This window comes from Synechococcus sp. MIT S9508 (genome assembly GCF_047303045.1).
In the GTDB taxonomy this organism is placed as follows: domain Bacteria; phylum Cyanobacteriota; class Cyanobacteriia; order PCC-6307; family Cyanobiaceae; genus Synechococcus_C.
On the sequence record NZ_CP138941.1, the window covers coordinates 410919 to 432342 of the forward strand.

The 21424-nt window shown below is 58.2% G+C and carries 21 protein-coding genes, 1 tRNA gene and 1 other RNA gene; 12 read left to right on the forward strand and 11 right to left on the reverse strand.

Annotated features, from left to right (window positions below):
* Positions 1 to 47: 47 nt before the first annotated feature.
* From SIB42_RS02125 to SIB42_RS02135, 3 genes are read right to left on the reverse strand one after another with little or no spacing between them, the layout of a single operon-like run.
* On the reverse strand, positions 48 to 1538 hold the full coding sequence (locus SIB42_RS02125; RefSeq protein ID WP_413328315.1) for a four-carbon acid sugar kinase family protein: 1491 nt from the start codon (positions 1536 to 1538) through the stop codon (positions 48 to 50).
* Positions 1539 to 1585: 47 nt separating this feature from the next.
* Positions 1586 to 2443 (reverse strand): galactose mutarotase, encoded by an 858-nt coding sequence (locus SIB42_RS02130; RefSeq protein WP_067093288.1) that lies wholly within the window; start codon positions 2441 to 2443, stop codon positions 1586 to 1588.
* A 36-nt stretch (positions 2444 to 2479) separates the two neighbouring features.
* Positions 2480 to 3403, reverse strand: a complete 924-nt coding sequence (locus SIB42_RS02135; RefSeq protein ID WP_067093289.1) for an alpha/beta fold hydrolase — start codon at positions 3401 to 3403, stop codon at positions 2480 to 2482.
* 73 nt (positions 3404 to 3476) lie between these two features.
* Between SIB42_RS02135 and SIB42_RS02140 the strand changes: the two genes are divergently transcribed.
* On the forward strand, positions 3477 to 3785 hold the full coding sequence (locus tag SIB42_RS02140; protein WP_067093290.1) for a hypothetical protein: 309 nt from the start codon (positions 3477 to 3479) through the stop codon (positions 3783 to 3785).
* 3 nt (positions 3786 to 3788) lie between these two features.
* On the opposite strand, the gene SIB42_RS02145 is transcribed toward SIB42_RS02140, so the two are convergent.
* Positions 3789 to 5183 (reverse strand): cation:proton antiporter, encoded by a 1395-nt coding sequence (locus SIB42_RS02145; protein ID WP_197459857.1) that lies wholly within the window; start codon positions 5181 to 5183, stop codon positions 3789 to 3791.
* Positions 5184 to 5416: 233 nt separating this feature from the next.
* On the opposite strand from SIB42_RS02145, the gene SIB42_RS02150 reads away from it, so the two are divergent.
* The gene (locus SIB42_RS02150; protein WP_067093291.1) at positions 5417 to 7939 is read left to right on the forward strand and encodes a glycogen/starch/alpha-glucan phosphorylase; all 2523 of its coding nucleotides are present in this window, start codon (positions 5417 to 5419) and stop codon (positions 7937 to 7939) included.
* An 80-nt stretch (positions 7940 to 8019) separates the two neighbouring features.
* Here SIB42_RS02150 and SIB42_RS02155 read toward each other — a convergent pair whose 3' ends face one another.
* The 3 genes from SIB42_RS02155 to SIB42_RS02165 all read right to left on the reverse strand — a co-directional run bounded on the left by SIB42_RS02155 (position 8020) and on the right by SIB42_RS02165 (position 9152).
* Positions 8020 to 8475 (reverse strand): hypothetical protein, encoded by a 456-nt coding sequence (locus SIB42_RS02155; protein WP_067093292.1) that lies wholly within the window; start codon positions 8473 to 8475, stop codon positions 8020 to 8022.
* Positions 8476 to 8512: 37 nt separating this feature from the next.
* On the reverse strand, positions 8513 to 8869 hold the full coding sequence (locus tag SIB42_RS02160; RefSeq protein WP_067093293.1) for a hypothetical protein: 357 nt from the start codon (positions 8867 to 8869) through the stop codon (positions 8513 to 8515).
* Positions 8870 to 9078: 209 nt separating this feature from the next.
* A tRNA-Arg gene (locus SIB42_RS02165) sits at positions 9079 to 9152 on the reverse strand.
* Positions 9153 to 9174: 22 nt separating this feature from the next.
* Here SIB42_RS02165 and rnpB point away from each other — a divergent pair.
* An RNA gene (rnpB, locus tag SIB42_RS02170) (RNase P RNA component class A) lies at positions 9175 to 9560 on the forward strand.
* A gap of 24 nt (positions 9561 to 9584) precedes the next feature.
* Positions 9585 to 10286, forward strand: a complete 702-nt coding sequence (gene rnc / locus SIB42_RS02175) for a ribonuclease III (RefSeq protein WP_067093294.1) — start codon at positions 9585 to 9587, stop codon at positions 10284 to 10286.
* Here the strand turns inward: rnc and SIB42_RS02180 are convergent.
* Positions 10268 to 11095 (reverse strand): ion transporter, encoded by an 828-nt coding sequence (locus SIB42_RS02180; protein WP_067093295.1) that lies wholly within the window; start codon positions 11093 to 11095, stop codon positions 10268 to 10270. The two genes, rnc and SIB42_RS02180, sit on opposite strands and share 19 nt — an antisense overlap.
* Positions 11096 to 11100: 5 nt before the next feature.
* Entirely contained in the window at positions 11101 to 11283 is a 183-nt protein-coding gene (locus tag SIB42_RS02185) for an NAD(P)H dehydrogenase subunit NdhS (protein ID WP_067093362.1), read from the reverse strand.
* A gap of 190 nt (positions 11284 to 11473) precedes the next feature.
* Between SIB42_RS02185 and rfbA the strand changes: the two genes are divergently transcribed.
* The 6 genes from rfbA (at position 11474) to SIB42_RS02215 (ending at position 17537) form a co-directional block, all read left to right on the forward strand.
* Complete coding sequence (rfbA, locus tag SIB42_RS02190; RefSeq protein ID WP_067093296.1) at positions 11474 to 12415, forward strand: glucose-1-phosphate thymidylyltransferase RfbA; 942 nt, start codon at positions 11474 to 11476, stop codon at positions 12413 to 12415.
* On the forward strand, positions 12405 to 12995 hold the full coding sequence (gene rfbC / locus SIB42_RS02195; RefSeq protein WP_067093297.1) for a dTDP-4-dehydrorhamnose 3,5-epimerase: 591 nt from the start codon (positions 12405 to 12407) through the stop codon (positions 12993 to 12995). The genes rfbA and rfbC overlap by 11 nt, the downstream gene beginning before the upstream one ends.
* Positions 12992 to 13909: a dTDP-4-dehydrorhamnose reductase gene (gene rfbD, locus SIB42_RS02200; RefSeq protein ID WP_067093298.1), complete on the forward strand. Its 918-nt coding sequence runs from the start codon at positions 12992 to 12994 to the stop codon at positions 13907 to 13909. The genes rfbC and rfbD overlap by 4 nt, the downstream gene beginning before the upstream one ends.
* A gap of 54 nt (positions 13910 to 13963) precedes the next feature.
* A complete protein-coding gene (gene rfbB / locus SIB42_RS02205) occupies positions 13964 to 15076 on the forward strand; it encodes a dTDP-glucose 4,6-dehydratase (protein ID WP_067093299.1) in 1113 nt (370 codons plus the stop codon).
* A gap of 354 nt (positions 15077 to 15430) precedes the next feature.
* A complete protein-coding gene (gene rimM, locus SIB42_RS02210; protein ID WP_067093300.1) occupies positions 15431 to 16000 on the forward strand; it encodes a ribosome maturation factor RimM in 570 nt (189 codons plus the stop codon).
* Positions 16001 to 16064: 64 nt separating this feature from the next.
* The gene (locus tag SIB42_RS02215; RefSeq protein WP_067093363.1) at positions 16065 to 17537 is read left to right on the forward strand and encodes a mannose-1-phosphate guanylyltransferase/mannose-6-phosphate isomerase; all 1473 of its coding nucleotides are present in this window, start codon (positions 16065 to 16067) and stop codon (positions 17535 to 17537) included.
* Here the strand turns inward: SIB42_RS02215 and glmS are convergent.
* A complete protein-coding gene (gene glmS, locus SIB42_RS02220; protein ID WP_067093301.1) occupies positions 17524 to 19428 on the reverse strand; it encodes a glutamine--fructose-6-phosphate transaminase (isomerizing) in 1905 nt (634 codons plus the stop codon). The two genes, SIB42_RS02215 and glmS, sit on opposite strands and share 14 nt — an antisense overlap.
* A 65-nt stretch (positions 19429 to 19493) precedes the next feature.
* Positions 19494 to 19739 (reverse strand): photosystem I iron-sulfur center protein PsaC, encoded by a 246-nt coding sequence (gene psaC / locus SIB42_RS02225; protein ID WP_006850103.1) that lies wholly within the window; start codon positions 19737 to 19739, stop codon positions 19494 to 19496.
* A 168-nt stretch (positions 19740 to 19907) separates the two neighbouring features.
* On the opposite strand from psaC, the gene acpP reads away from it, so the two are divergent.
* Positions 19908 to 20150, forward strand: coding sequence for an acyl carrier protein (gene acpP / locus SIB42_RS02230; protein ID WP_066910276.1), 243 nt, complete (start codon positions 19908 to 19910; stop codon positions 20148 to 20150).
* An 11-nt stretch (positions 20151 to 20161) separates the two neighbouring features.
* On the forward strand, positions 20162 to 21409 hold the full coding sequence (fabF, locus tag SIB42_RS02235) for a beta-ketoacyl-ACP synthase II (RefSeq protein WP_067093302.1): 1248 nt from the start codon (positions 20162 to 20164) through the stop codon (positions 21407 to 21409).
* Positions 21410 to 21424: the final 15 nt, after the last annotated feature.

The following is a 21424-nucleotide window of genomic DNA, read 5'->3' on the forward strand; positions in this document are numbered from 1 at the left end:
AAATCATCAATGCGACAAAATGATCTCGGGTGAACAATTGATTGACGTTATCTAACTTCAAGTTGTTCCATCATTCTCCAGGCCTTAGCGAGTGTTTGGCCATCACCAAGATTGCCGGGGAATGTGATCACAGGCAGACCACTCACATCAGCGATGCCGTCTTCAGGCATGGGCCGCACCATCGAGAGCCCTGGCATCAGCTGGCCCTCCAGCAGCACAGTCCCCAGGCCCAGCCCATCAGCCAGCACGCTGCCGGTGGTGATCCCCCCTTTGCTTATCAGATAGCCCAGCTGAGGCGCGAGCGCTGCCACCAAACGTGCTGTGAGCTGAGCAAGAGCCATGCCAAAACGGAAACGCCGACGGTCGGCGGCCGGCCCCTCACCGAATTGCAACTCCCCACGACTGGTGTAGAGCACAGGTGTTTGTTGCCGATCCAAAACCAACCGAATCCAGTCCAGCCATTCCAGCTCCAGATCAGCCAGCAACAAATCTGGGGTACTCCCCTCAAGCACCCTGGCAATCCGGGCCACCGGCAGCTCAAGCCCAGTGGTCCCTGATTCATTCAGCAAAACCTCCAGCTGCTGGTCTGCCAGAGGCACATGGGAGCCCACCACGACGAGCCCCGGAAGCAACGTGCCATCTGAATCACAACGACGCAGCTTGACCAGATCATCAACCTTGAGAGGCTGCGGACCGAGGGGCTGTCTGCCCCCATTTACCAGCCCATTAATCAGGCTTGCAGCTGAGCGAAACAGGAATCTGCGCCTGCCCTGCAAGTAGTGCACTGCCGCCCCAAGTGCATCCAGTTGCTCTTGTCTCTCGGCATCCACAACCACTGAACAGTTGCCATCCAGCGCCTCCAGCCAGCTCACCAATGCTGTGAAACCGTTCGAGCCATCAGCGCAGGGTTCGCCCTTCCTTTGAGCAGCAGCGCGGTCGAGCTGCTGCCCTTGCAAGCGCAGGACAGAAGCAGCTGCAATGGCGCCGCCACTCTTTTCCTCCAGCCAGGCATCCAGACAACTGGTGCTGAAACCAAAACTGCGGTCGCGTGCGAAGGGGGTCGTATGGACCGGTTGACCATGGAGAAGGTGCACCCCGTCCACGGTGGTGCGTCCACCGGGCAGAAATGCAGGCACATGCAGCGTGGCGTGGACTGCACTGAAGCGATCACCCAGCTCCGCCGCCAACACAGCGGGCTCAAGCACCCCATGACCACGCAAGGTGGAGTCCCCCCTGCTGACCAGCAAAAATTGCTGGTCATTGATGCCCTCCGCTGCAAGAGCTTGCTCAAGCGAAGCAACGATCTCACGATTGCGTGCAGCCGCGGCCTCCGGCAACAGAGCACGGGTGTTCGCCAACACGAACAGCAGCGGAGAAGGGTGACGCAGTCCCTGACGCAGGGTCTGTACATCCCAGCGCAGCAGCAAGGGACAGCTATGCAACGTTTGGGATCCGGTGGGATCGTCGTCGATCACCACAATCTTCCTGGCAGCCTCAGCCACTGCAGCTTCGGCAACGCTCACGACAGCGTTTTGCAAATGGCCACTGGACTTCGCCAAAGCCTGTTCCTGTGCATGAGCATGCGTCAGCTGACGCTGTAGCGGCAGGAGAGCGTGGTGCTCTCGCCAATGCCCAGCTGCAGCCTTCGATCACCGCTGATCAGAGCCTGCCGCGGGCCTGTCCAGGGCTCAAGGCAGACCATGGATCGAGGAGGCTCGGTCCAAACCACCGTGAGATCCATGGGCTCGTGATGCTGAAGCTGCAACCGGGTGCCTGCCTGCTCATCCACCAGCGTCACCGCTCCGGCGGCGTGCGCGAGGAAGTCGACCCCCTCAGCCAGGCGACTCAATTGGACGGAAGTCTCGGCTTCAGCCATCTCCAAATGATTGAAACAACGGCCAGGCAGACCTTCTAAATCGATGCAGGAGAGATCAGTCACCTTGAAATAGGGGTGAAGCCCGAAGCTGAAGGGCATCGGCTCGCTTTCAGACTCGGAGGTGTTGCTGACCGTGATGGTGATCTCAAGCGCAGCACTGAGCGGCCTGATCTCCATCTGGATTCTGAAACCAAAGGGGTAGGCCTTCCAGGTGTCAGCACAGTCCTCGAGGCTGAGCATCACACCACTCTGATCAGCCAACAACGCAATCTCCCAGGGCAGGTCACGAGCAAATCCGTGCTGCTTAAGGGTGAAGTCACTACTGGCGAGCGGCAGAGAATCATTCGGCAGATTGCCGCAGATCGGAAACAGCACCGGAATGCCACCCCTGATGCTCTTGGCTGGATCGGCGTAGCGCTCCTGATCGAAATAGAGCATTTCGCGGCCGTTGCATAGCCATTCCGTGACCAGGCCACCACGCTCGGGCACAACCCGCAAGCGATCACCACTGCTGGGATGCACATACTCCCAGTGGGCATAGGGAGCGGACTGTTGGCGAAAGGTCATGGCCACAGGACCGGGACACCCAAGATTGGCCAGAAACTACCGGGAAGGCTGCAGATCCTGCTTGTTTTCACCAGCAAGATTCGACAACCACTCCAGCAATGCCGCATTGACCTGATCAGGGACCTCATCATGCGGACAGTGACCGGCTTCAAGCACAACCTCAGTGGTGGCCTCAGGCGCATGGCGCTGGAAGCTGGCCCGACGACCTGCAGCATTGATCCAGGGATCGCGGATGCCCCAGAGCAAAAGCAAAGGCGACTTCAGACAAGCGAATAACTCATCCAACGGCTGTCCGCGGGGGATATCGAACACCGTGCGGAACACTCCGAAAGCACCGGCATCGAGAGAGGGGCGGCGAATGGCCTCGATCAACCAGTCATCAACGTTGGTCTTATCGATGTACACCTGATTGAGGGTGCGGCGAATCGTGGCGGGTCGCCTGAGGTTCTCAAACAACAACCGCTGCAGGACAGGATTCTTCAGCAATGCTGTGCTGATCGAGCGCCGTGCACTCGGCCACCAGCCTTTGGGTTTCGCCGACTGCTCATCGCTGAAAGGGCCAGCAGCGTTCAGCAAGACAACGCCGGCCGCTTCATCCCCTAACTCAGCCCCAGCGGCAAGAGCAGCGAATCCACCCAGTGAATTGCCTGCGATCACCGTGGGCCGGCCAATGCGTTCGCGTACATAGGCCACCAACTGATCACGCCAGAGAGCACCGCCATAGGCCAGACCTTCAGGCTTGGCACTGCGACCAAAACCGAGCAGATCAATGGCATGAACCTCGTGGGTGCTTGCCAGCACTGGGATGTTGTGGCGCCAGTGATCGGTGGAAGCCCCAAAACCATGCACAAGCAACACAGCAGGCCGCTCGAGATGACCCGACTCTGGATCAGGCCCAACACAGAGACCATGCACGGCATGACCTTGGAACTGCCACCAGGGCTGCTGGGCCTCTCTCACCGCGTCCTTTGCTTGAGGTAGGGATGCTAAGCATCCTTTTTCGCCATCGACCTGACAGGCCGATATCGCCGCGATGCTCGATCAGACCACAGGCTTGCTTCTGCAAAGCAGCACACTCAGCGGTGGCCTGTTCTGGGCCATTGCCGTCTATCTGCCACTGAGTGCACCACTCAGCCGCTTTGAAGCGAGCCTCGAAAGCGGTCCCCTCAGCGCCCCATGGCGTCAGGCCGCATTGGTGATCAGCAGCTTGCTGCTGGCCCTCACCGTTGGCGTGGTGGTTCAACTGCTGCTGGGTTGGGCTCTGGGTCCGGGCTGGGCATCAAGCTTGGCGCTAATCACTATTGGCTGGAGTCTGTTTCTGTCCCTGGCGCGGAAGGACTGAGGCTCAGAGCAGACCCACAGGATCTGCGGCCACCTCCTCATCAACCTTGTCGTCGTCATCTGGCTTGTCGTCGCCGATCACCAGACGCAGAAGCACAGGAGCGAGGAAGGTTGTGCCGATCACCATCAACAGGATGGCCGCCTCGAGAGACGGAGACAGCAGCTTGGCGCTGGTGCCAAGACCCAAGAAGATCAGGCCGACTTCACCGCGGGGCATCATCCCCAGGCCCACGACCAGGCGCCGGGTGGGTTGCTTGCTGACAAAGGCCCAGCCTGAGGCAATCTTGCCGATGATCGACACCACCAGCAGAAAGCCTGCAACGATCAGCGCCGTCTTGCTGGAGGGATCGGATGGATTGATCACAGAGAGATCCATCCCCGCGCCGACCAGCACGAAAAACACCGTGGCGAAAAGCGTCACGATCGGCAGAACCGCCTCCTGAATGGCACGGTTGTGCTTGGAGCTGCTGAGAATCAGACCGGCAGCGAAGGCGCCCAGAGCAGCCTCCAAACCGATCGCCGTCGCCGCGAAACAACTGATGGCCAGGATCACAAAGGAGGCCACCAGCACTTCCCCAGGGGCCTTCAGCTTGTCGATCAACCAGTCAAAGGCGGGCGCCGCCGTACGGCTAAGGCCAATAGCCGCCACAACGAACACGGCAGCAGCAGCGACCAGCTTCACGATCGGGCCGATCTCCAGGGAGCCCCCGCCAGCCAAGGCCACCACGATGGCCAGAATCACGATGCCGAGGATGTCATCGAGAACGGCAGCGCCGATCACGATCTGACCTTCACGGGTTTTGAGGTATCCCAGCTCACCAAACACGCTGGCGGTAATGCCGATGCTGGTGGCCGTCATGGACGCACCGGCAAAAATCGCCGGAATCGCATCCACGTGAAAAATCGCCATCAGACCCCAGGTGCCAAAAGCGAAGGGCAGCACCACACCAGCGACGGCAACAGTGAAGGCCTGTGCGCCGACAGCAATCAGTTCCTCCAGCTCACTTTCCAGGCCGGTGAGAAACAACAGGGCATAGAGACCCAGCTCAGCCACCGACTCAAGCGAGGGAAAACTCTCGCTGTAGATCTCCGGAACCACTTCCGGGGGGACATTGACCAGCCCGCTGACCAACCCCACCAACCCTTGACTGAGCTCCACCTGGGTTTCCGGCGGCACCAGCAGATGCAGTCCTGAAGCACCGATCAGCACACCGGCCAGCAGCTCACCAAGGATCGTGGGCAACTGCAAACGCACCAACACTTCGGCAAGGACGCGGGCCGCCACGAAGATCAGCACAAATCGGGCCACCCCGATCAGGGTTTCCGCCATCTCCAGATCATGAGGCGAAATCTCAGCCAGCAACGGCATGAGTAAAGGCGGCATCGCAGCAGCGAGCATCAGAAATGTTGATTCCTCTCGGTGGGACCTTATCCCTAAACGGGTTTCCGCAATGCTCAAGCTGACGCTTCAGCGGGAGCATCACGCCCTGAACTGATCCTGAGAGTGCAGCTGCATAGCGCCAACGGTCGGAAAACTTCCGCCGAAACAAATAGATGGTCTGACTGGAAACCCTGAATTTCATGCATTAAGGATGCGATCCGAGCCAACCTCAAGGCATCTCCCGAGAAGCGATGAGCACCTCCGAGCCCCTCGACCTGCGATTACCGACTCCGGGATGTTCCGTGGATCCGGAACGAGCTGGGCTCGATGCCGATTCCGTGTTCGATGGAATGACCGAGCACTTATTCTTCACCCTCGGCAAACTCGCACCGTCAGCCAGCCCCCATGACCTCTACATGGCGCTGAGCTATGCAGTACGCGATCGCTTGATGACGCGTTTTCTGGCCAGCAAGGAAGCGATCCGCGCCAGACCCCAGAAAACCGTGGCCTATCTCTCGGCTGAGTTTCTGATCGGTCCGCAGCTGGCTAACAATTTGCTCAACCTGGGCATCCAAAAGGAAGCGGAAGAGGCGCTCAAACGCTTCGGGATCGAATCGCTGCAGCCGATTCTTGAGGTGGAGGAAGAGCCCGGTCTGGGCAATGGCGGGCTCGGCCGTCTTGCCGCCTGCTACATGGAATCGCTGGCCAGCCTCGAAATTCCTGCCACCGGCTATGGCATTCGCTATGAGTTCGGCATCTTCGACCAACTAATCCGCGACGGTTGGCAGGTGGAGGTCACCGATAAGTGGCTTAAGGGTGGCTGGCCCTGGGAGCTGCCACAACCCGATGAAGCCTGCTTCGTGGGCTTCGGCGGCCGCACGGAGAGCTACATCGACGACAAAGGCAACTACCGCTCGCGCTGGATCCCCTCAGAACATGCGATCGGCGTGCCTCACGATGTGCCTGTGCTCGGCTACCGCGTGAATACCTGCGATCGCCTGCGTCTATGGCGAGCGGATGCCACCGAAAGCTTCGACTTCTATGCCTTCAACATCGGCGATTACTACGGCGCCGTGGAAGAAAAGGTGGGCAGTGAAACCCTCTCGAAGGTGCTGTACCCCAACGACGGCACCGATGAGGGACGTCGCCTGCGCCTGAAACAGCAGCACTTCTTCGTGTCCTGCTCGCTACAGGACATGCTGCGCAGTCTCGACTGCCGCGGCCTGCCTGTGGAGGACTTCCCCCTGCACTGGACCGTTCAGCTGAACGACACGCACCCTGCCATTGCCGTGGCCGAGCTGATGCGTCTATTGATCGACGACCGCCACCTGGAGTGGGACAGAGCCTGGGACATCACCAGCCGCTCGGTGGCCTACACCAACCACACCCTGCTGCCTGAAGCTCTGGAGAAATGGGATCTGGACCTGTTCAGCAGCCTTCTGCCACGCCACCTCGAGCTGATCTATGAGATCAACCGTCGCTTCCTGCAGCAGGTGCGGCTGCGCTATCCAGGCAACGACTCCATCCAGCGCAAGCTTTCGATCATTGATGAAGATGGAGGCAAGGCCGTGCGCATGGCCCACCTGGCCACCATCGGCGCACACCATGTGAATGGCGTTGCTGCTCTGCACTCCGACCTGGTCAAACAGCAGCTGATGCCGGAATTCGCTGCGCTATGGCCCGAAAAATTCACCAATGTGACCAATGGCGTCACGCCCCGTCGCTGGGTGGCTCTCTCCAACCCCGAGCTCTCGGCGCTGCTCGATGAACATGTGGGTCCGGAATGGGTCACCGACATGGATCGGCTTCGCTGCCTCGAAGACCGTCAGCACGACCATGAATTCCTCGAACAATGGGGCGACACCAAGCTCTCCGTTAAACGCAAGCTCTCCAGCTACATCCACCGCAACACAGGGGTTCTGGTGGATCCCTCCAGCCTTTTTGATGTGCAGGTGAAGCGCATTCATGAATACAAGCGCCAGCACCTCAATGCGCTGCAGATCATTACCCAGTACCTGCGCATCAAGAACGGCCAGGCCGACGGATTGGCTCCACGCACGGTGATCTTTGGCGGCAAAGCAGCCCCTGGCTACTACATGGCCAAGCTGATCATCCGCTTCATCAACGGCATCGCCGAAACGATCAACGCCGATCCCGATATGGACGGTCGCCTGCGGGTGGTCTTCCTGCCGGACTACAACGTGAAGCTCGGGGAGCAGGTGTATCCAGCCTCTGATCTCTCCGAGCAGATCTCCACGGCTGGCAAGGAAGCCTCCGGCACCGGCAACATGAAATTCGCCATGAATGGGGCACTCACCATCGGCACCCTCGATGGGGCCAATGTGGAGATTCGCGATCGCGTGGGTTCAGAAAACTTCTTCCTGTTCGGCAAGACAGTGGAAGAGATCGCTGCACTCAAAAAGAGCGGCTACCGCCCTCGCGAAGTGATCGGAGCGATTCCGGAGCTGGCGGAAGCCATCCGACTGATTGAAATGGGTCACTTCAGCAATGGCGACGGCGAACTGTTCAGACCACTGCTGGACAATCTCACCGGCAACGATCCTTTCTTCGTGATGGCCGACTTCGCGGCCTATTTGCGGGCCCAGGATGCTGTCAGTCGCGCCTGGACGGATCGCATGCACTGGAACCGGATGAGTGTGCTGAATGTGGCTCGCACGGGTTTCTTCTCCTCAGATCGCTCCATCCGCGATTACTGCCGGGAAATCTGGAACGTGGAAGCGATGCCTGTCGAGATCACCTGCGACATCAACTGAGGTCTCTCACAACAACCGGGCCCTGATCAACAACCGGGGCCTTCAAAGTTGTCGTCTTCAGATTCGTCTTGTTCAGATTCTCAGTTGTGATCAGGCAGATCAGGAGTTTGGTGGAGAAGCCGGTTTAACCGCAGCCGATCAGCGTTGAGTGGATCAGGCGCCAGCTCGCCCGCTAATTCGCGGAACTTTTGCTCAATATCCTCAGGAACGCGGACGTCAAAGATGCGTTCCATTAGCGCCTCTATCGAGAAAAGATGCGCGTTGATGTTCTCCATATCAGCCATCGCCTGCTGAAGAGCATCCGTGGGCTCATCAGCGCTACCCACTGGAGTGGCATGCACCTGACCATCGCTGGAGCGAGGACCGTGCTGCTTTTGCAGGTCTTCCAGCACCCGGCCAGAGAGTGTGCGGAAGGATTGAAGAGCTGCCCAACTCAATTCCTGCTGCTGGCGGAGGGTGGGGTTCTCGCGAATCAGCCGATCATGCTCCCTGTAGAAGCGTTGACAGTCTGGACATTGGCAGGGTTCTTCTGGCACTAGGAACCCGAAACTCGAGAACCATCATGACATCTGATCAGGCTGCGAGGGGCGGCTCAGACGAAAACCCACCGTCGCTATCGCTACCTCCATCAAAACGGTTGTCAGCATCTCCCTCAGCAAGACCTGGCAAAGGGATTTCGATCGAGGTCACGACTTGGATCACATCTCTTAAGCGCATGGAATCGGCAAACCAACCCATAGCTTGCTCCGTATCACCACGACGTTCCGCATCACTTGCTTGATCGTCGTGCGCTTCTGCCAGCAAAGCCAACCAACAGAGGCAACGCGCCTGAACCACAGAAAGATCGAGTTCCGTGGGCTGCGAGTCGGCAATGCGCTCGCTTTCCTGTTGCACCAAAAGCTGAAGCCGTAAATCGTGAAGCTGGGTCATGGAGCCGGATTCACTACTACAACGCTAGCGAGGGCGTCGAGCCTGGCTACCCCACTAAATGTAGTGCTAACTACCGCTAGACGTTTGCGCGAACCCAGGTGTAGCGCCCGACAAGCATCAGGGCTCGAAGATCAGATGGGCAAGCAACTCAAGACCTCTTGAACAGGCACTCAAATCGCGCGCAAGAACCCAAAAAGCAGGACTGAATACGGGGCTGGCGGGACTCGAACCCACGACCTACGGTTTAGGAAACCGTCGCTCTATCCAGCTGAGCTACAGCCCCTTTACAAGTCATTATGGGGTTTGAAAGCAGGAGAGGTGATCGCAACCGAATTGCAGCCCAGTGCTGAGATCCGGTTGAGGAAAGTCCGGGCTCCCCGATGGCCAGGCTTGCTGGGTAACGCCCAGTGCGGGTGACCGTGAGGAGAGTGCCACAGAAACACACCGCCGATGGCCGGTTCGCCGGCACAGGCAAGGGTGCAAAGGTGCGGTAAGGGCGCACCAGCAGCATCGAGAGGTGCTGGCTAGGTAAACCCCGGCCGGGAGCAAGGCCAAGGAACGATGACTGGCCATCTGTCCCGTTCCGATGAGTGAGCCGCTAGAGGCCGCCGGAGACGACGGTCCCAGATAGATGATCACCCCCTTCCCTCGGGAAGGAGAACAGAACCCGGCTTATGACCTGCTTTCACACTTTTAAGGGAACTGCTCAGAGCACATGAGCCCACCACCACGGCCACTGGAGGAGCTCTGGGATGCGCTCAACCAGCCCTCCAAACAACTCGAGCAAGGGGATAAGGCCCTGTTGCAGGAGGCACTCACCCACACCTCCAGTGGCTTGAACCCTCATCACGAGCAGCTGGAATTTCTCGGCGATGCGGTACTCCGTCTCACCGCCACTGAATTCATCGCTTCCGTGTATACCTATATGCCCGTGGGCGAACGCTCCAGCCTCAGGGCCCAACTGGTGAGCGACCGCTGGTTGGCGGAGCTGGGTTCAACGATTGAGATAGAGCGCTGGTGGCAGATCGGCCCCAAAGCCAGCGGCGACCTCACAGCTGCAGCCACCATCCGCGCAGAACTCAGCGAAGCATTGATCGGAGCTGTTTACAGGATCAATGGGCTGACAGCCGTGCATCAATGGCTGACACCCCACTGGCAACGCAGCGCTGAGGCGGTTCTCTCGGACCCACACCGCGGCAACTACAAATCCGCCCTGCAGGAATGGAGTCAGAGTGGGGACCTTGGCTTGCCTGCCTACACCTGCGAAGAAATCAGCCAACGCCATGGTGACCCGCGCCGTTTTCGCTGCAGGGTGACCCTGCCGCCGCAGCTGGCAGCTGAAGGATGGGGCCGCTCACGGCGTGACGCCGAACAACAGGCCGCCCGCGCCGCCTTAGATCAGCTGACTGGCAGTTGAGCGGAGCCCTTCAGCTCAGCACCGCAATGATCGCAATGGCTGGCCTCGCGGCGATGGTCGCGATGACCGCAGCTGCTGCAGACACGCCTGTCTTGCCGGGCCTGCTGAATCGATTCCACCGTGACGATGCCAGTGGGGATGGCGATGATCCCGAAACCCAGCAACATCACCACCGCCGCCAGCAAGCGTCCAAGCACTGTCTGGGGCACGAAATCGCCGTAGCCCACCGTGGTCATGGTCACGATGGCCCAGTACACGCCCTGACCAACGGTCTGGAACTGGGTATCGGGATGACCGCTCTCGATCACCACCATCAGATAACCCAACACCACCTGCGCCATCACCACAAAAAACAGAAACACGCCGATGCGGCGAGCACTGGCGCGCAGTGCACGGCCCAGCATCTGCGCCTCATCCAGAAAGCGCAGCAGCTTGAACACACGCAACACGCGGGCGAACTTGAAGACCCACAGCACCAGGCCACTACGGATCTGTGGCACGAAAAAAAACAGAACGGCTGAAAGATCAATCAGCCCGTAAAAGCTGCGCGCATAGGCCAATGGCTTCGGCGAGACCCACAGATGCAGCAGGTAATCCGCCATGAACACCAGCAGGCAGAAGTGTTCAAGCGTGCCCACCCAGGCTGGAATTTCCCCGGGCATTGCCACGCGCATCGGGTGCGGTTCAACCAGCAGTCCTGCCACGCTCAGCAGGATCGTGCCGAAAATCACTAGGTTGTAGACCCTCCCTGAACGGGTATCGGAATCAAGAACGACTCGCCGGAGCCGCTGGCGCAAAGCGACCTGCATCGGCGCTAGTCGGCGCTGAGATCTTTGATGCGCAAGGTGACGAGCTTGTCCCAGTTACCACCTTCAAACAACACGGCGGCTCGATCCCCACTGATGCGCTGCACGAAACCGGTGTAACCGTTGTAGATGGAACGCTGATCCACCACCGTCACCGTGGCACCGGGCAGAATCGGAGCAGCGGAAGCCATGAAATCGCAGGTCAGTCGTCGAGTCATTATCGACAAACGTCTGGATAGTTGGTCAGAAACCCCAAACCCATTTGATCCAGCCGTTGCGACGGTCCATCGATCAGGCTTGATTTCACTGAACAAAAAAGAGGTGGTGAGTTTACTTTGCGAGTCTTAGAAAACAACGACTCTTCCAGTCATCGCCGATCAGATGGTTTCCGCAGAAAACAAAAGACGGGGCATTGTCTTGGCTGGAGGAAGCGGCACTCGCCTGCACCCAATCACCCAAGCCGTGAGCAAGCAGCTGCTGCCGGTCTACGACAAGCCGATGATCTATTACCCGCTCAGCACGCTGATGCTGGCGGGAATTCGTGAAGTCTTGATCATCACGAACCCCCACGATCAACCTGCCTTTGAGCGGCTGCTCGGCGATGGATCGCGGTGGGGTATGGACATTCAATATGCCGTTCAGCCCAGTCCTGATGGACTGGCCCATGCCTTTCTGATCGGTGCTGACTTCCTCAATGGATCAGCTACAGCACTCGTTCTAGGCGACAACCTGTTCCATGGTCATGACCTCGTCCCACAACTGGTCAGCAGTGATCAACACAGTGAAGGGGCCACGGTGTTCGCCTACCCGGTGAGCGATCCAGAACGCTATGGCGTCGCTGAGTTCGATTCGGATGGAAAGGTTCTCAGCCTTGAAGAAAAGCCCGCCAAGCCCAAAAGCCGGTATGCCGTGACGGGTCTGTACTTCTACGACTCCAGCGTGGTGGAGCGCGCCAAAAGAGTGAAACCCTCCCCCCGCGGAGAACTAGAAATCACCGATCTCAATCAGATGTATTTGGACGACGGGTTACTGCGCGTGGAGCTCATGAGCCGTGGCATGGCATGGCTGGATACAGGGACGTGCGACTCTTTAAATGATGCAGGGAGCTACATCCGCACCCTCGAGCACCGTCAAGGGCTCAAAGTCGGCTGTCCAGAGGAAGTGGCCTGGCGCCAGGGCTGGATTAGCAACAGCTCCCTCGAAGCACTCGCCCTTCCGCTGAAAAAGAGTGGCTATGGAACGTATCTGCTGCAAATGCTGGAAGAAAGCGTTAGCGACCATGCCACTCTGCAAAGCAGCCTTGGGGTGAGTCATGCAGGTTGAACAGCTGCACAGCCCAGGGGGGGCAACAGTTGAAGGTCCCTTACTGATCACGCCAACGATTTTTAGCGACGACCGAGGTTGGTTTTTTGAAACTTGGAACCAGCGCATCTTCAATGACGCCGTTGGCGAAAGCGTGGTCTTTACCCAGGACAACCACTCGCGCTCAACCCAAGGCGTATTGAGGGGACTGCACTACCAACTGGCACCAGAACCTCAGGCCAAACTTGTCCGAGCCAGCACGGGTGCCATTTTTGATGTGGCTGTTGACCTGCGTCAGAGCTCCCCAACCTTTGGTCAATGGGTTGGAGCCGAACTCAATGCGGAGAACAAGGCCCAGCTTTGGGTTCCTGAAGGGTTCGCCCATGGCTTCCTCACCGTGAGCAAAAGTGCAGAGGTGCAATACAAGGCTCGAGGCTTCTGGAACAAGGCCTGCGAACGGGCCATTCTGTGGAGCGACTCTGATCTTGCAATTGCCTGGCCGTTGGAACGGCTCGAGGGTGCAGGTCTCAGTCTGTCCGGCAAAGACGCTGTAGCCCCAGGTCTTCAAGCAGCAACGACGACGGGAGATGTCTTCTCATGAAGGTCTTGCTCACAGGTGCAGCGGGACAACTAGGCCAGGCCCTACAGGCATCAACCCCGGCTGAAATCTCACTCATTGCCACGTGTCGAAACGGCGGGGATGGTCGAATCGCCCTCGATCTTGCCGATGCGAATGCCTGCCAAGCCGTTGTGCAGGAACACAGTCCCGACTGGGTACTCAATGCCGGGGCTTACACCGCTGTGGACCAAGCGGAATCGGAACCAGAGCTCGCCAACGCCGTCAATGCGGAAGCTCCCGAGGCCTTCGCAGTAGCCCTTAAAGCGATCGGAGGGAGGCTCCTCCAAATCAGTACCGATTTTGTTTTTAACGGAGCTCAAGGGTGGCCTTATCAGCCTGATCAAACCAAAACTCCACTTAACGTATACGGCGCATCAAAAGCAGATGGTGAAGATGCAATCCTGCGCGTTTTTAAGGACGAGGCTCGCGCCCACATCCTTCGCACCAGTTGGATGATGAGTCCAGTTGGGAACAATTTTGCCCTCACAATGCTTCGACTACACCGTGAACGCGAAACCTTCGGAGTAGTGAGCGATCAACTTGGCTGCCCAAGCAGCACAATCAACCTGGCAAGCGCCTGCTGGCAAATCATCAAATTGGCCTCTCAAGGCAACCTACCTACGGTGATGCACTGGTCTGATGCAGGCGCCGCCAGCTGGTATGACCTATCGGTGGCTGTAGGCGAACTGGGGGAAGAACTCGGCCTGCTCAACACTCCCGCGCTGGTGCATCCAATCCAGACCAGCGACTATCCAACACCGGCTACACGGCCGAGCTACTCACTGCTGGATTGCAGCGGGACACGCAAAGCACTACAGCTCAACGGAGAGCACTGGCGAAAAGCCCTCAAAACCGTTTTGTGGTCAAACGCTCAACAAGCAAGAGCAACTCATTGATCCGCTTGATTGCCCAATACCAGTTCCTTCGCCCCCTCCTTCTCGAAACGGTTCATGTCCACCTCGATGCCCACCGCCGCCGATCTCCTCGGACGACGTAAACGCATTCTCGTGACGGGCGGAGCTGGGTTCATCGGCGGTGCGGTCGTCAGGCGGCTCCTGAGCGAGAGCGATGCGATTGTGTTCAATCTCGACAAAATGGGATACGCCAGTGATCTCACGTCGATCACACGCACCTTGACTTCCCTAGACACAGGGAGGGCGCAGCGGCATCAACTCCTCAAGGTTGACCTATCAGATGCCGAGACGGTCCGACAAGCCGTCCGTACAGCAGATCCTGACCTGGTCATGCACTTGGCTGCAGAAAGCCATGTGGATCGTTCCATTTCTGGGCCAGGGGTTTTTATAGAGAGCAACGTGCTCGGTACATTCAACCTTCTGCAGGCCACCCGAGAGCACTACGAAAAACTCGATGGGCATCGCAAGGATGACTTCCGATTGCACCACATCAGCACCGACGAAGTGTTCGGCTCCCTTGGAGCCGAGGGACGATTTTCTGAAATAACGCCCTACGACCCGCGGAGCCCCTACTCCGCCAGCAAAGCAGCCAGCGACCATCTGGTTCAGGCATGGCATTACACCTACAACTTGCCGGTCGTTCTCACCAACTGCTCAAACAATTACGGACCTTGGCAATTCCCAGAGAAACTGATCCCGGTCGTGATCCTCAAAGCATCAAAAGGAGACGACATACCGCTCTATGGCGATGGATTGAATGTTCGCGACTGGCTATTCGTTGAAGATCATGTGGATGCACTCCTGCTGGCGGCATGCAAAGGAATGAATGGTCGTAGCTACTGCGTAGGTGGCCATGGAGAAAAAACAAATCGCGACATTGTCGAAACCATTTGTAGACAACTGGATCAACTTCAGAGCACTGAATACTCCCACCTTGAACTCATTCAACGCGTCACAGATCGACCGGGGCATGATCGTCGATACGCCATTGACCCGACCCGCATCAGCACAGAACTAGGATGGTCACCACGCCATAACATCAGCGAAGGATTAGAAGCAACGGTTCGCTGGTATCTCAGCCATCAAGATTGGTGTAAAACTGTTCGAAAAAAATCTGGCTACGATGGAGAAAGGCTAGGGTCATTATAAAATTAACTGACAGTGAAACAGTTATGATAGTCGCCGCGAAAGACAAATAGGCGCAATTGATTACATCATTAACATGCAATTCTTGCCCGCAGGCCGCATTGATTGATTTAAATAAAACACAATAGCAGAATATTTGGAGGAAATTTCTAGCAGAAAAAGATTCTTTCTTGTCGCATCCTTGTGTCTTTATAAATAACTCAAAATACGTAAATTTACGGCACAAAGCCAAAATGATCTTTCTTAGATAGAGAGCTCATCCACCACCATCAACGTTGCACCAGGCAGGATCTGACCGGCGGAAGCCATGCAATCAAGGGGAAGTCGTGGAGGCATTATCGACAAACGCCTCCAGAGCTGTCATCCGTGGCCTCAGACTCCGATTTCCAGACTGCATCAACCGACGAGGGCTGGCTGGCCGTTGGCACGGTTGTGGCTGCACAGGGCTTAAACGGCGAGCTACGCGTGAACCCAGCCAGTGATTTCCCCGAACGTTTCACAAAGCCAGGGCCTCGTTGGCTTCGGCACAAAGGCGCAACTCCACAGGAAATGATGCTGATCAGCGGTCGCCAACTCCCGGGCAGGAGTCTGTTCGTCGTGCGTTTCAAGGGGGTCGACAGCCGAAGCGCTGCTGAAGCTCTGGTGGGTCAGAAGCTTCTCGTGAGCTCCACAGATCGACCCGAGCTTCAGGAGGGAGAGTTCCACCTGCTCGACCTTGTAGGCCTGGAGGCCCGTCTCAATGCAAACGACAACGCTGTGGTCGGCACCGTGAGCGATCTAATCAACGGAGGCAACGACCTGCTGCAAATCACCCGGCCGGATGGACGCAAGTTGCTGATTCCCTTTGTGGAGCAGATCGTTCCAGAGGTGCATCAAACAGAAGGCTGGCTACTGATCACCCCACCGCCGGGACTGCTGGACCTGTGATGCCTACCGGGTGACAGCAACAAAAAAGCTGCGCAACAATGGCGCCAAACACCGAGCGTGTGCTGTGACCACCTCTCTGATTCCGGTGATCCTCTGTGGTGGCACAGGAACGCGCCTTTGGCCTCTCTCCCGAGCGAGTTATCCGAAGCAGTACTGGGCACTCGGCGGCAATGGCGATGAAACCCTGCTGCAGCAGACCCAGCAACGTCTAGAAGGCATCGAAGCACTGGGTGATCCTTTGCTGATCTGCAACGACGACCACCGTTTCATCGTGGCCGAACAGATGCGCCAAATCGGCATTCAACCTGGCGCCATCCTGCTCGAACCAATGGGGCGCAACACAGCTCCAGCAGTGGCGGTTGCCGCCCTGCAAGCGACAGCCGACGGCGAAGATCCACTTTTGTTGGTGCTCTCTGCTGACCACGTGATTCGCGATGCCGCACACTTCCGCAGCGCCATCGAAGCCGGCCGCAGTACAGCCGAGGCAGGGCGTCTGGTGACCTTCGGCATCGTGCCCACCGCTCCGGAAACCGGCTACGGCTACATCGAGGCTGCCGAATCCCTCCAAAAGAGCAGCCTCACGCCGGTGCCGATCGCACGCTTTGTAGAAAAGCCAGACCAGGCCACCGCAGAACAATTCCTGGCCAGTGGATGCTTCACCTGGAACAGCGGCATGTTTCTGTTCAGGGCAAGCGCCATGCTCTCGGAACTCGAACGCCTGGCGCCGGAAGTGGTGAGCTGCTGCAGGGCCGCCCTAGAGCAGGATGTGGCAGATCTCGACTTCCTGCGACTGGAGCGCGAAGCCTTCGCCAAGTGTCCCAACGTGGCCATTGATGTGGCTGTGATGGAGCAGACCCAGCTCGGTTCAGTGATTCCCTTAGCTGCAGGCTGGAGTGATGTCGGCAGCTGGAGTGCCCTCTGGGAAACCGCCGACCGCGATGAGGACGGCAACGTGCTGCGTGGGAAAGTGATCAGTGAGGGAAGCCGCAACTGCTACCTGCGCAGCGAACACCGCCTGGTGGTGGGACTCGGTGTGGAGAATCTTGTCGTGGTCGAAACCGACGATGCGGTACTGATTGCTGACCGCAATCAGGCACAGAATGTGAAAACGATCGTGAAGCAACTGGAAGCTGATGGCAGCCCTGAAGGCAAAGCGCACCGCAAGATTTATCGTCCTTGGGGCCACTACACAGGCGTCGTAGAAGACAGCCGCTGGCAGGTGAAGCGCATTTCAGTGAAGCCAGGCGCCAGCCTTTCCCTGCAGATGCATCACCACCGCGCCGAGCACTGGATTGTGGTGAAGGGCACTGCCGTCGTTGAGCGAGACGGCGAGTCGCAGATGATCGGTGAAAACCAAAGCACCTACATCCCCATGGGCTGCAAGCATCGACTCACCAATCCCGGCCGGATACCGGTTGAGCTGATTGAGGTCCAGAGTGGGGCCTATTTGGGTGAAGACGACATCGTGCGCTTCGACGATGTTTATGGGCGCAGCAATGTAGAAGCAGCCGCTCGAGCTGCAATCACTCGACAGTGACGCTCTTAGCCAAGTTGCGGGGCTGATCGACATCCAAGCCGCGGTGAGCAGCAATGTGATAGCTGAGCAATTGCATCGGCACCACCGTGAGCAAAGGGCTGATCCATTCGCTCACCTCAGGCACCGGTAGCAGTTCATCAAACAATTCCGTGTCTGCGCAGATGGGGGCAACACCGATTAACTGAGCATCGCGGGCCTTGGCCTCCTGGGCATTACTGAGCACTTTTTCGAACACCGAGCCTGGTACGGCAATCGAGATCACCGGCACATTCGTGTCGAGCAAGGCAATTGGGCCATGTTTCATCTCACCTGCGGGGTAACCCTCTGCATGGATATAACTGATTTCTTTGAGTTTCAGAGCCCCTTCCAATGCGATCGGGTAGTTGATGCCACGCCCTAGGAAGATCACATCCTGGGTTTCAGCAAAACGGTGGGCCATCGCCTCAGAAAGCTGGTCATGCTGGGCCACAAGCGAACTGAGCTGGTCAGGCAAACCGCGCAGCTCATTCACCAGGGCAGCGATCTCAGCTTCGCTGCGGGTGCTGCGCCGCGCCGCAAAGGCCAGGGACAGGGCATAAAACGCTAAAAGCTGGCCAAGGAAGGTCTTAGTGGCTGCAACCCCCACTTCGATGCCGGCACCAACGTCAAGGATGTAAGGCACCTGACGAGCCAGAGAGCTTTCCACCCGGTTGGTCACGCCCAACTGACGTGGAGCGAAGGCAGGATCGTCATGGACACGCCGCCGTTCAGCATCCATGGCCAGAGCGGCCAGGGTGTCTGCCGTTTCACCGGATTGGGTTACGCCGATGGTGAGCGTGTTGGCAGCCAACGGTGGAGGGGCATAGCGGAATTCACTGGCGTAATGCACGCTGGCTGGAACGCCCGCAAACTGCTCCAGAAGATGGGCTCCCACTAGCGCCGCGTGGCGACTCGTCCCACATGCCAGGATCTGGAGACGCTCGATGTCGGCGTAAAAGCCTTCATCAAAGGGCAGAGCTACGGGATTGGCAGCCTGCAAATGCAACGGCAAGTGCCTTTCAACCCACAAGCGTGCGGTCTCAGGCTGCTCATGAATCTCCTTGAGCATGAAGTGGCGGAACTGGCGCTTGTCGGCCACATGCTCCTGGCCGCTGAGCAGCGTCGGGCTGCGCTGCTGACGCTCACCGACATCGTTGTAGAGCTCAATGCCAAGCGGGCTAAGCAAGGCCACCTCACCGTCCTCCATCGGCAAGACGGTGCGGGTGAAGCCAGCCAATGCAGGCGTATCGCTGGCACAGATGAATTCGCCCTCCCCCAAACCAATCAGCAAGGGTGCCGCCTTGCGAGCCACCACCAGAGCACCGGGAACATTTGCCCACAACACCGCCAAGGCATAAGCACCTTGAAGCCTTGGCAACACGGCCTGTACGGCCCGCAACAGCGTGTTGCCATCAGCAGGCTGGCCAGCGGCACACTGTTGCTGCAGCTCCGCGGAGACCAAATGCGGAATCACCTCGGTGTCGGTGTCTGAGCGGAAGCTGACTCCTCCGCTCGTGAGCTCTTCACGCAGGGCCCGATGGTTTTCGATGATGCCGTTCTGCACCACGGCCACATCACCAGCACCATCGCAATGGGGATGAGCGTTGTGGACCTCCGGCTTGCCGTGCGTCGCCCAGCGGGTATGGCCAATACCACAGAAACCGGGTGCACCCTCCTGATCCACCCTTGCGGTGAGATTGACGAGCTTGCCCTTGGCTCGAATGCAGTGCAACTTGGCAGTCGCATCGTTCGCCGACATTTCAATCGTGGCGATACCAGCGGAGTCATATCCGCGATATTCCAGCTGCCGGAGCCCTTCAAGCAGGAGAGGTGCTGCCTCTCGGGAGCCAATCACCGCGACTATTCCGCACATACAAAAAAGCCCGGCGATGCCAGGCCGAGCTTATGAGTAACTGAGCTAAAAAACGACTTTGACGATCAATACGCCAGACCCATGCTTCGGGTGGTCTCATCACCGAGATAGACGCGGATGCTGAGGAAATCTGTTGGGCATGCGGTTTCACAACGCTTGCAACCAACACAATCTTCCGTGCGTGGAGAGGATGCGATCTGGCCAGCCTTACAGCCATCCCAAGGCACCATTTCGAGAACATCCAGAGGACAGGCACGAACACACTGAGTGCAGCCGATGCAGGTGTCGTAGATCTTGACGGCGTGGGACATGAATCCCTCTGAGAACAGGTGACTTGGTATCAAAGTAACGGGCCTTGGGGACACTGAGGCCGAGCGCGCTCTCGGCCGTCACCGTTGTTAACGCCAGGTGGTTCTCCAAGCCCAAAATTGGAAAGACTCAGGCAAGCCCGTAAGATGCGGCGTCCCGTCTTCACGGCCATGTCCCAGGAAGCGATCCTCGAAAAAGTCCGTTCGATCGTGGCTGAGCAGCTCAGCGTCGATGCCGGCGAAGTCAAGCCCGAATCGAATTTTCAGAACGATCTTGGTGCCGACTCACTAGACACCGTCGAGCTGGTGATGGCACTGGAAGAAGCCTTTGACATCGAAATCCCAGACGAAGCCGCTGAAGGCATTGCCACCGTCGGCGACGCAGTCAAGTACATCGAAGACAAGCAGGCCTGAGGATCGGCAGCATGGTGGAGGGTCTCCAACGCGTCGTGGTCACCGGCCTCGGCGCGGTGACACCGATCGGCAACAGCGTTGCCGACTATTGGTCCGGTCTCACCTCCGGCAGCAATGGGGTGGCATCAATTTCATTGTTTGATGCCTCTCGGCATGCCTGTCGATTTGCCGCGGAAGTGAAAGACTTCGATCCAACTGGTTTCCTTGAGCCCAAGGAAGCGAAGCGCTGGGATCGATACTGCAAGTTCGGTGTTGTCGCAGCCAAACAGGCTCTTGCCCATGCAGGGCTGGAGATCTCCGAAACCAACGCGGAGCGGATCGGCGTCAGCATTGGCTCCGGCGTGGGCGGGCTGCTCACGATGGAAACCCAAGCCCATGTGCTCGAGGGCAAGGGACCGGGGCGAGTGAGCCCCTTCACGGTGCCAATGATGATCCCCAACATGGCCACGGGCCTGGCAGCGATCGCCCTCGGAGCCAAAGGGCCAAGCTCAGCTGTCGCCACGGCCTGTGCAGCGGGTTCCAATGCCATCGGCGATGCCTTCCGTCTGCTGCAAATGGGCAAAGCCGACGCCATGATCTGTGGTGGCGCAGAGTCCGCCATTACTCCCCTGGGAGTGGCCGGCTTCGCTAGTGCCAAGGCACTGTCGTTTCGTAACGATGATCCAGCCACTGCCAGCCGACCGTTCGACAAAGAACGCGACGGCTTTGTGATTGGTGAAGGATCAGGCGTGTTGGTGCTTGAAACCCTCAGTCACGCCAGGGCCCGCGGCGCCACGATCCTGGCCGAAATCGTTGGCTACGGAACCACCTGTGATGCACACCACATCACCTCACCAACACCCGGCGGTGTCGGCGGAGCAGCCGCCATGCGCCTCGCTTTGGAGGACGGAGGTCTGAGTGCCGAGAGGATCGACTACGTCAATGCTCACGGCACCAGCACCCCAGCAAACGACAGCAACGAAACCGCAGCCATCAAGAGTGCTCTCGGCCAACGCGCCCAGAAAATTCCTGTGAGTTCGACCAAATCGATGACAGGACATCTCTTGGGTGGCTCTGGCGGCATCGAAGCCGTGGCCTGCGTGCTTGCTCTGCAACACAATGTTGTTCCCCCCACCATCAACTACATCAATCCCGATCCCGACTGTGATCTGGATGTGGTGCCTAACGCCGCCCGCGAGCACACACTGACAACAGTGTTATCCAACTCGTTCGGTTTCGGCGGCCACAACGTCTGCCTTGCCTTCCAGCGCATGAACTGAACCCCTGAAGTCAGG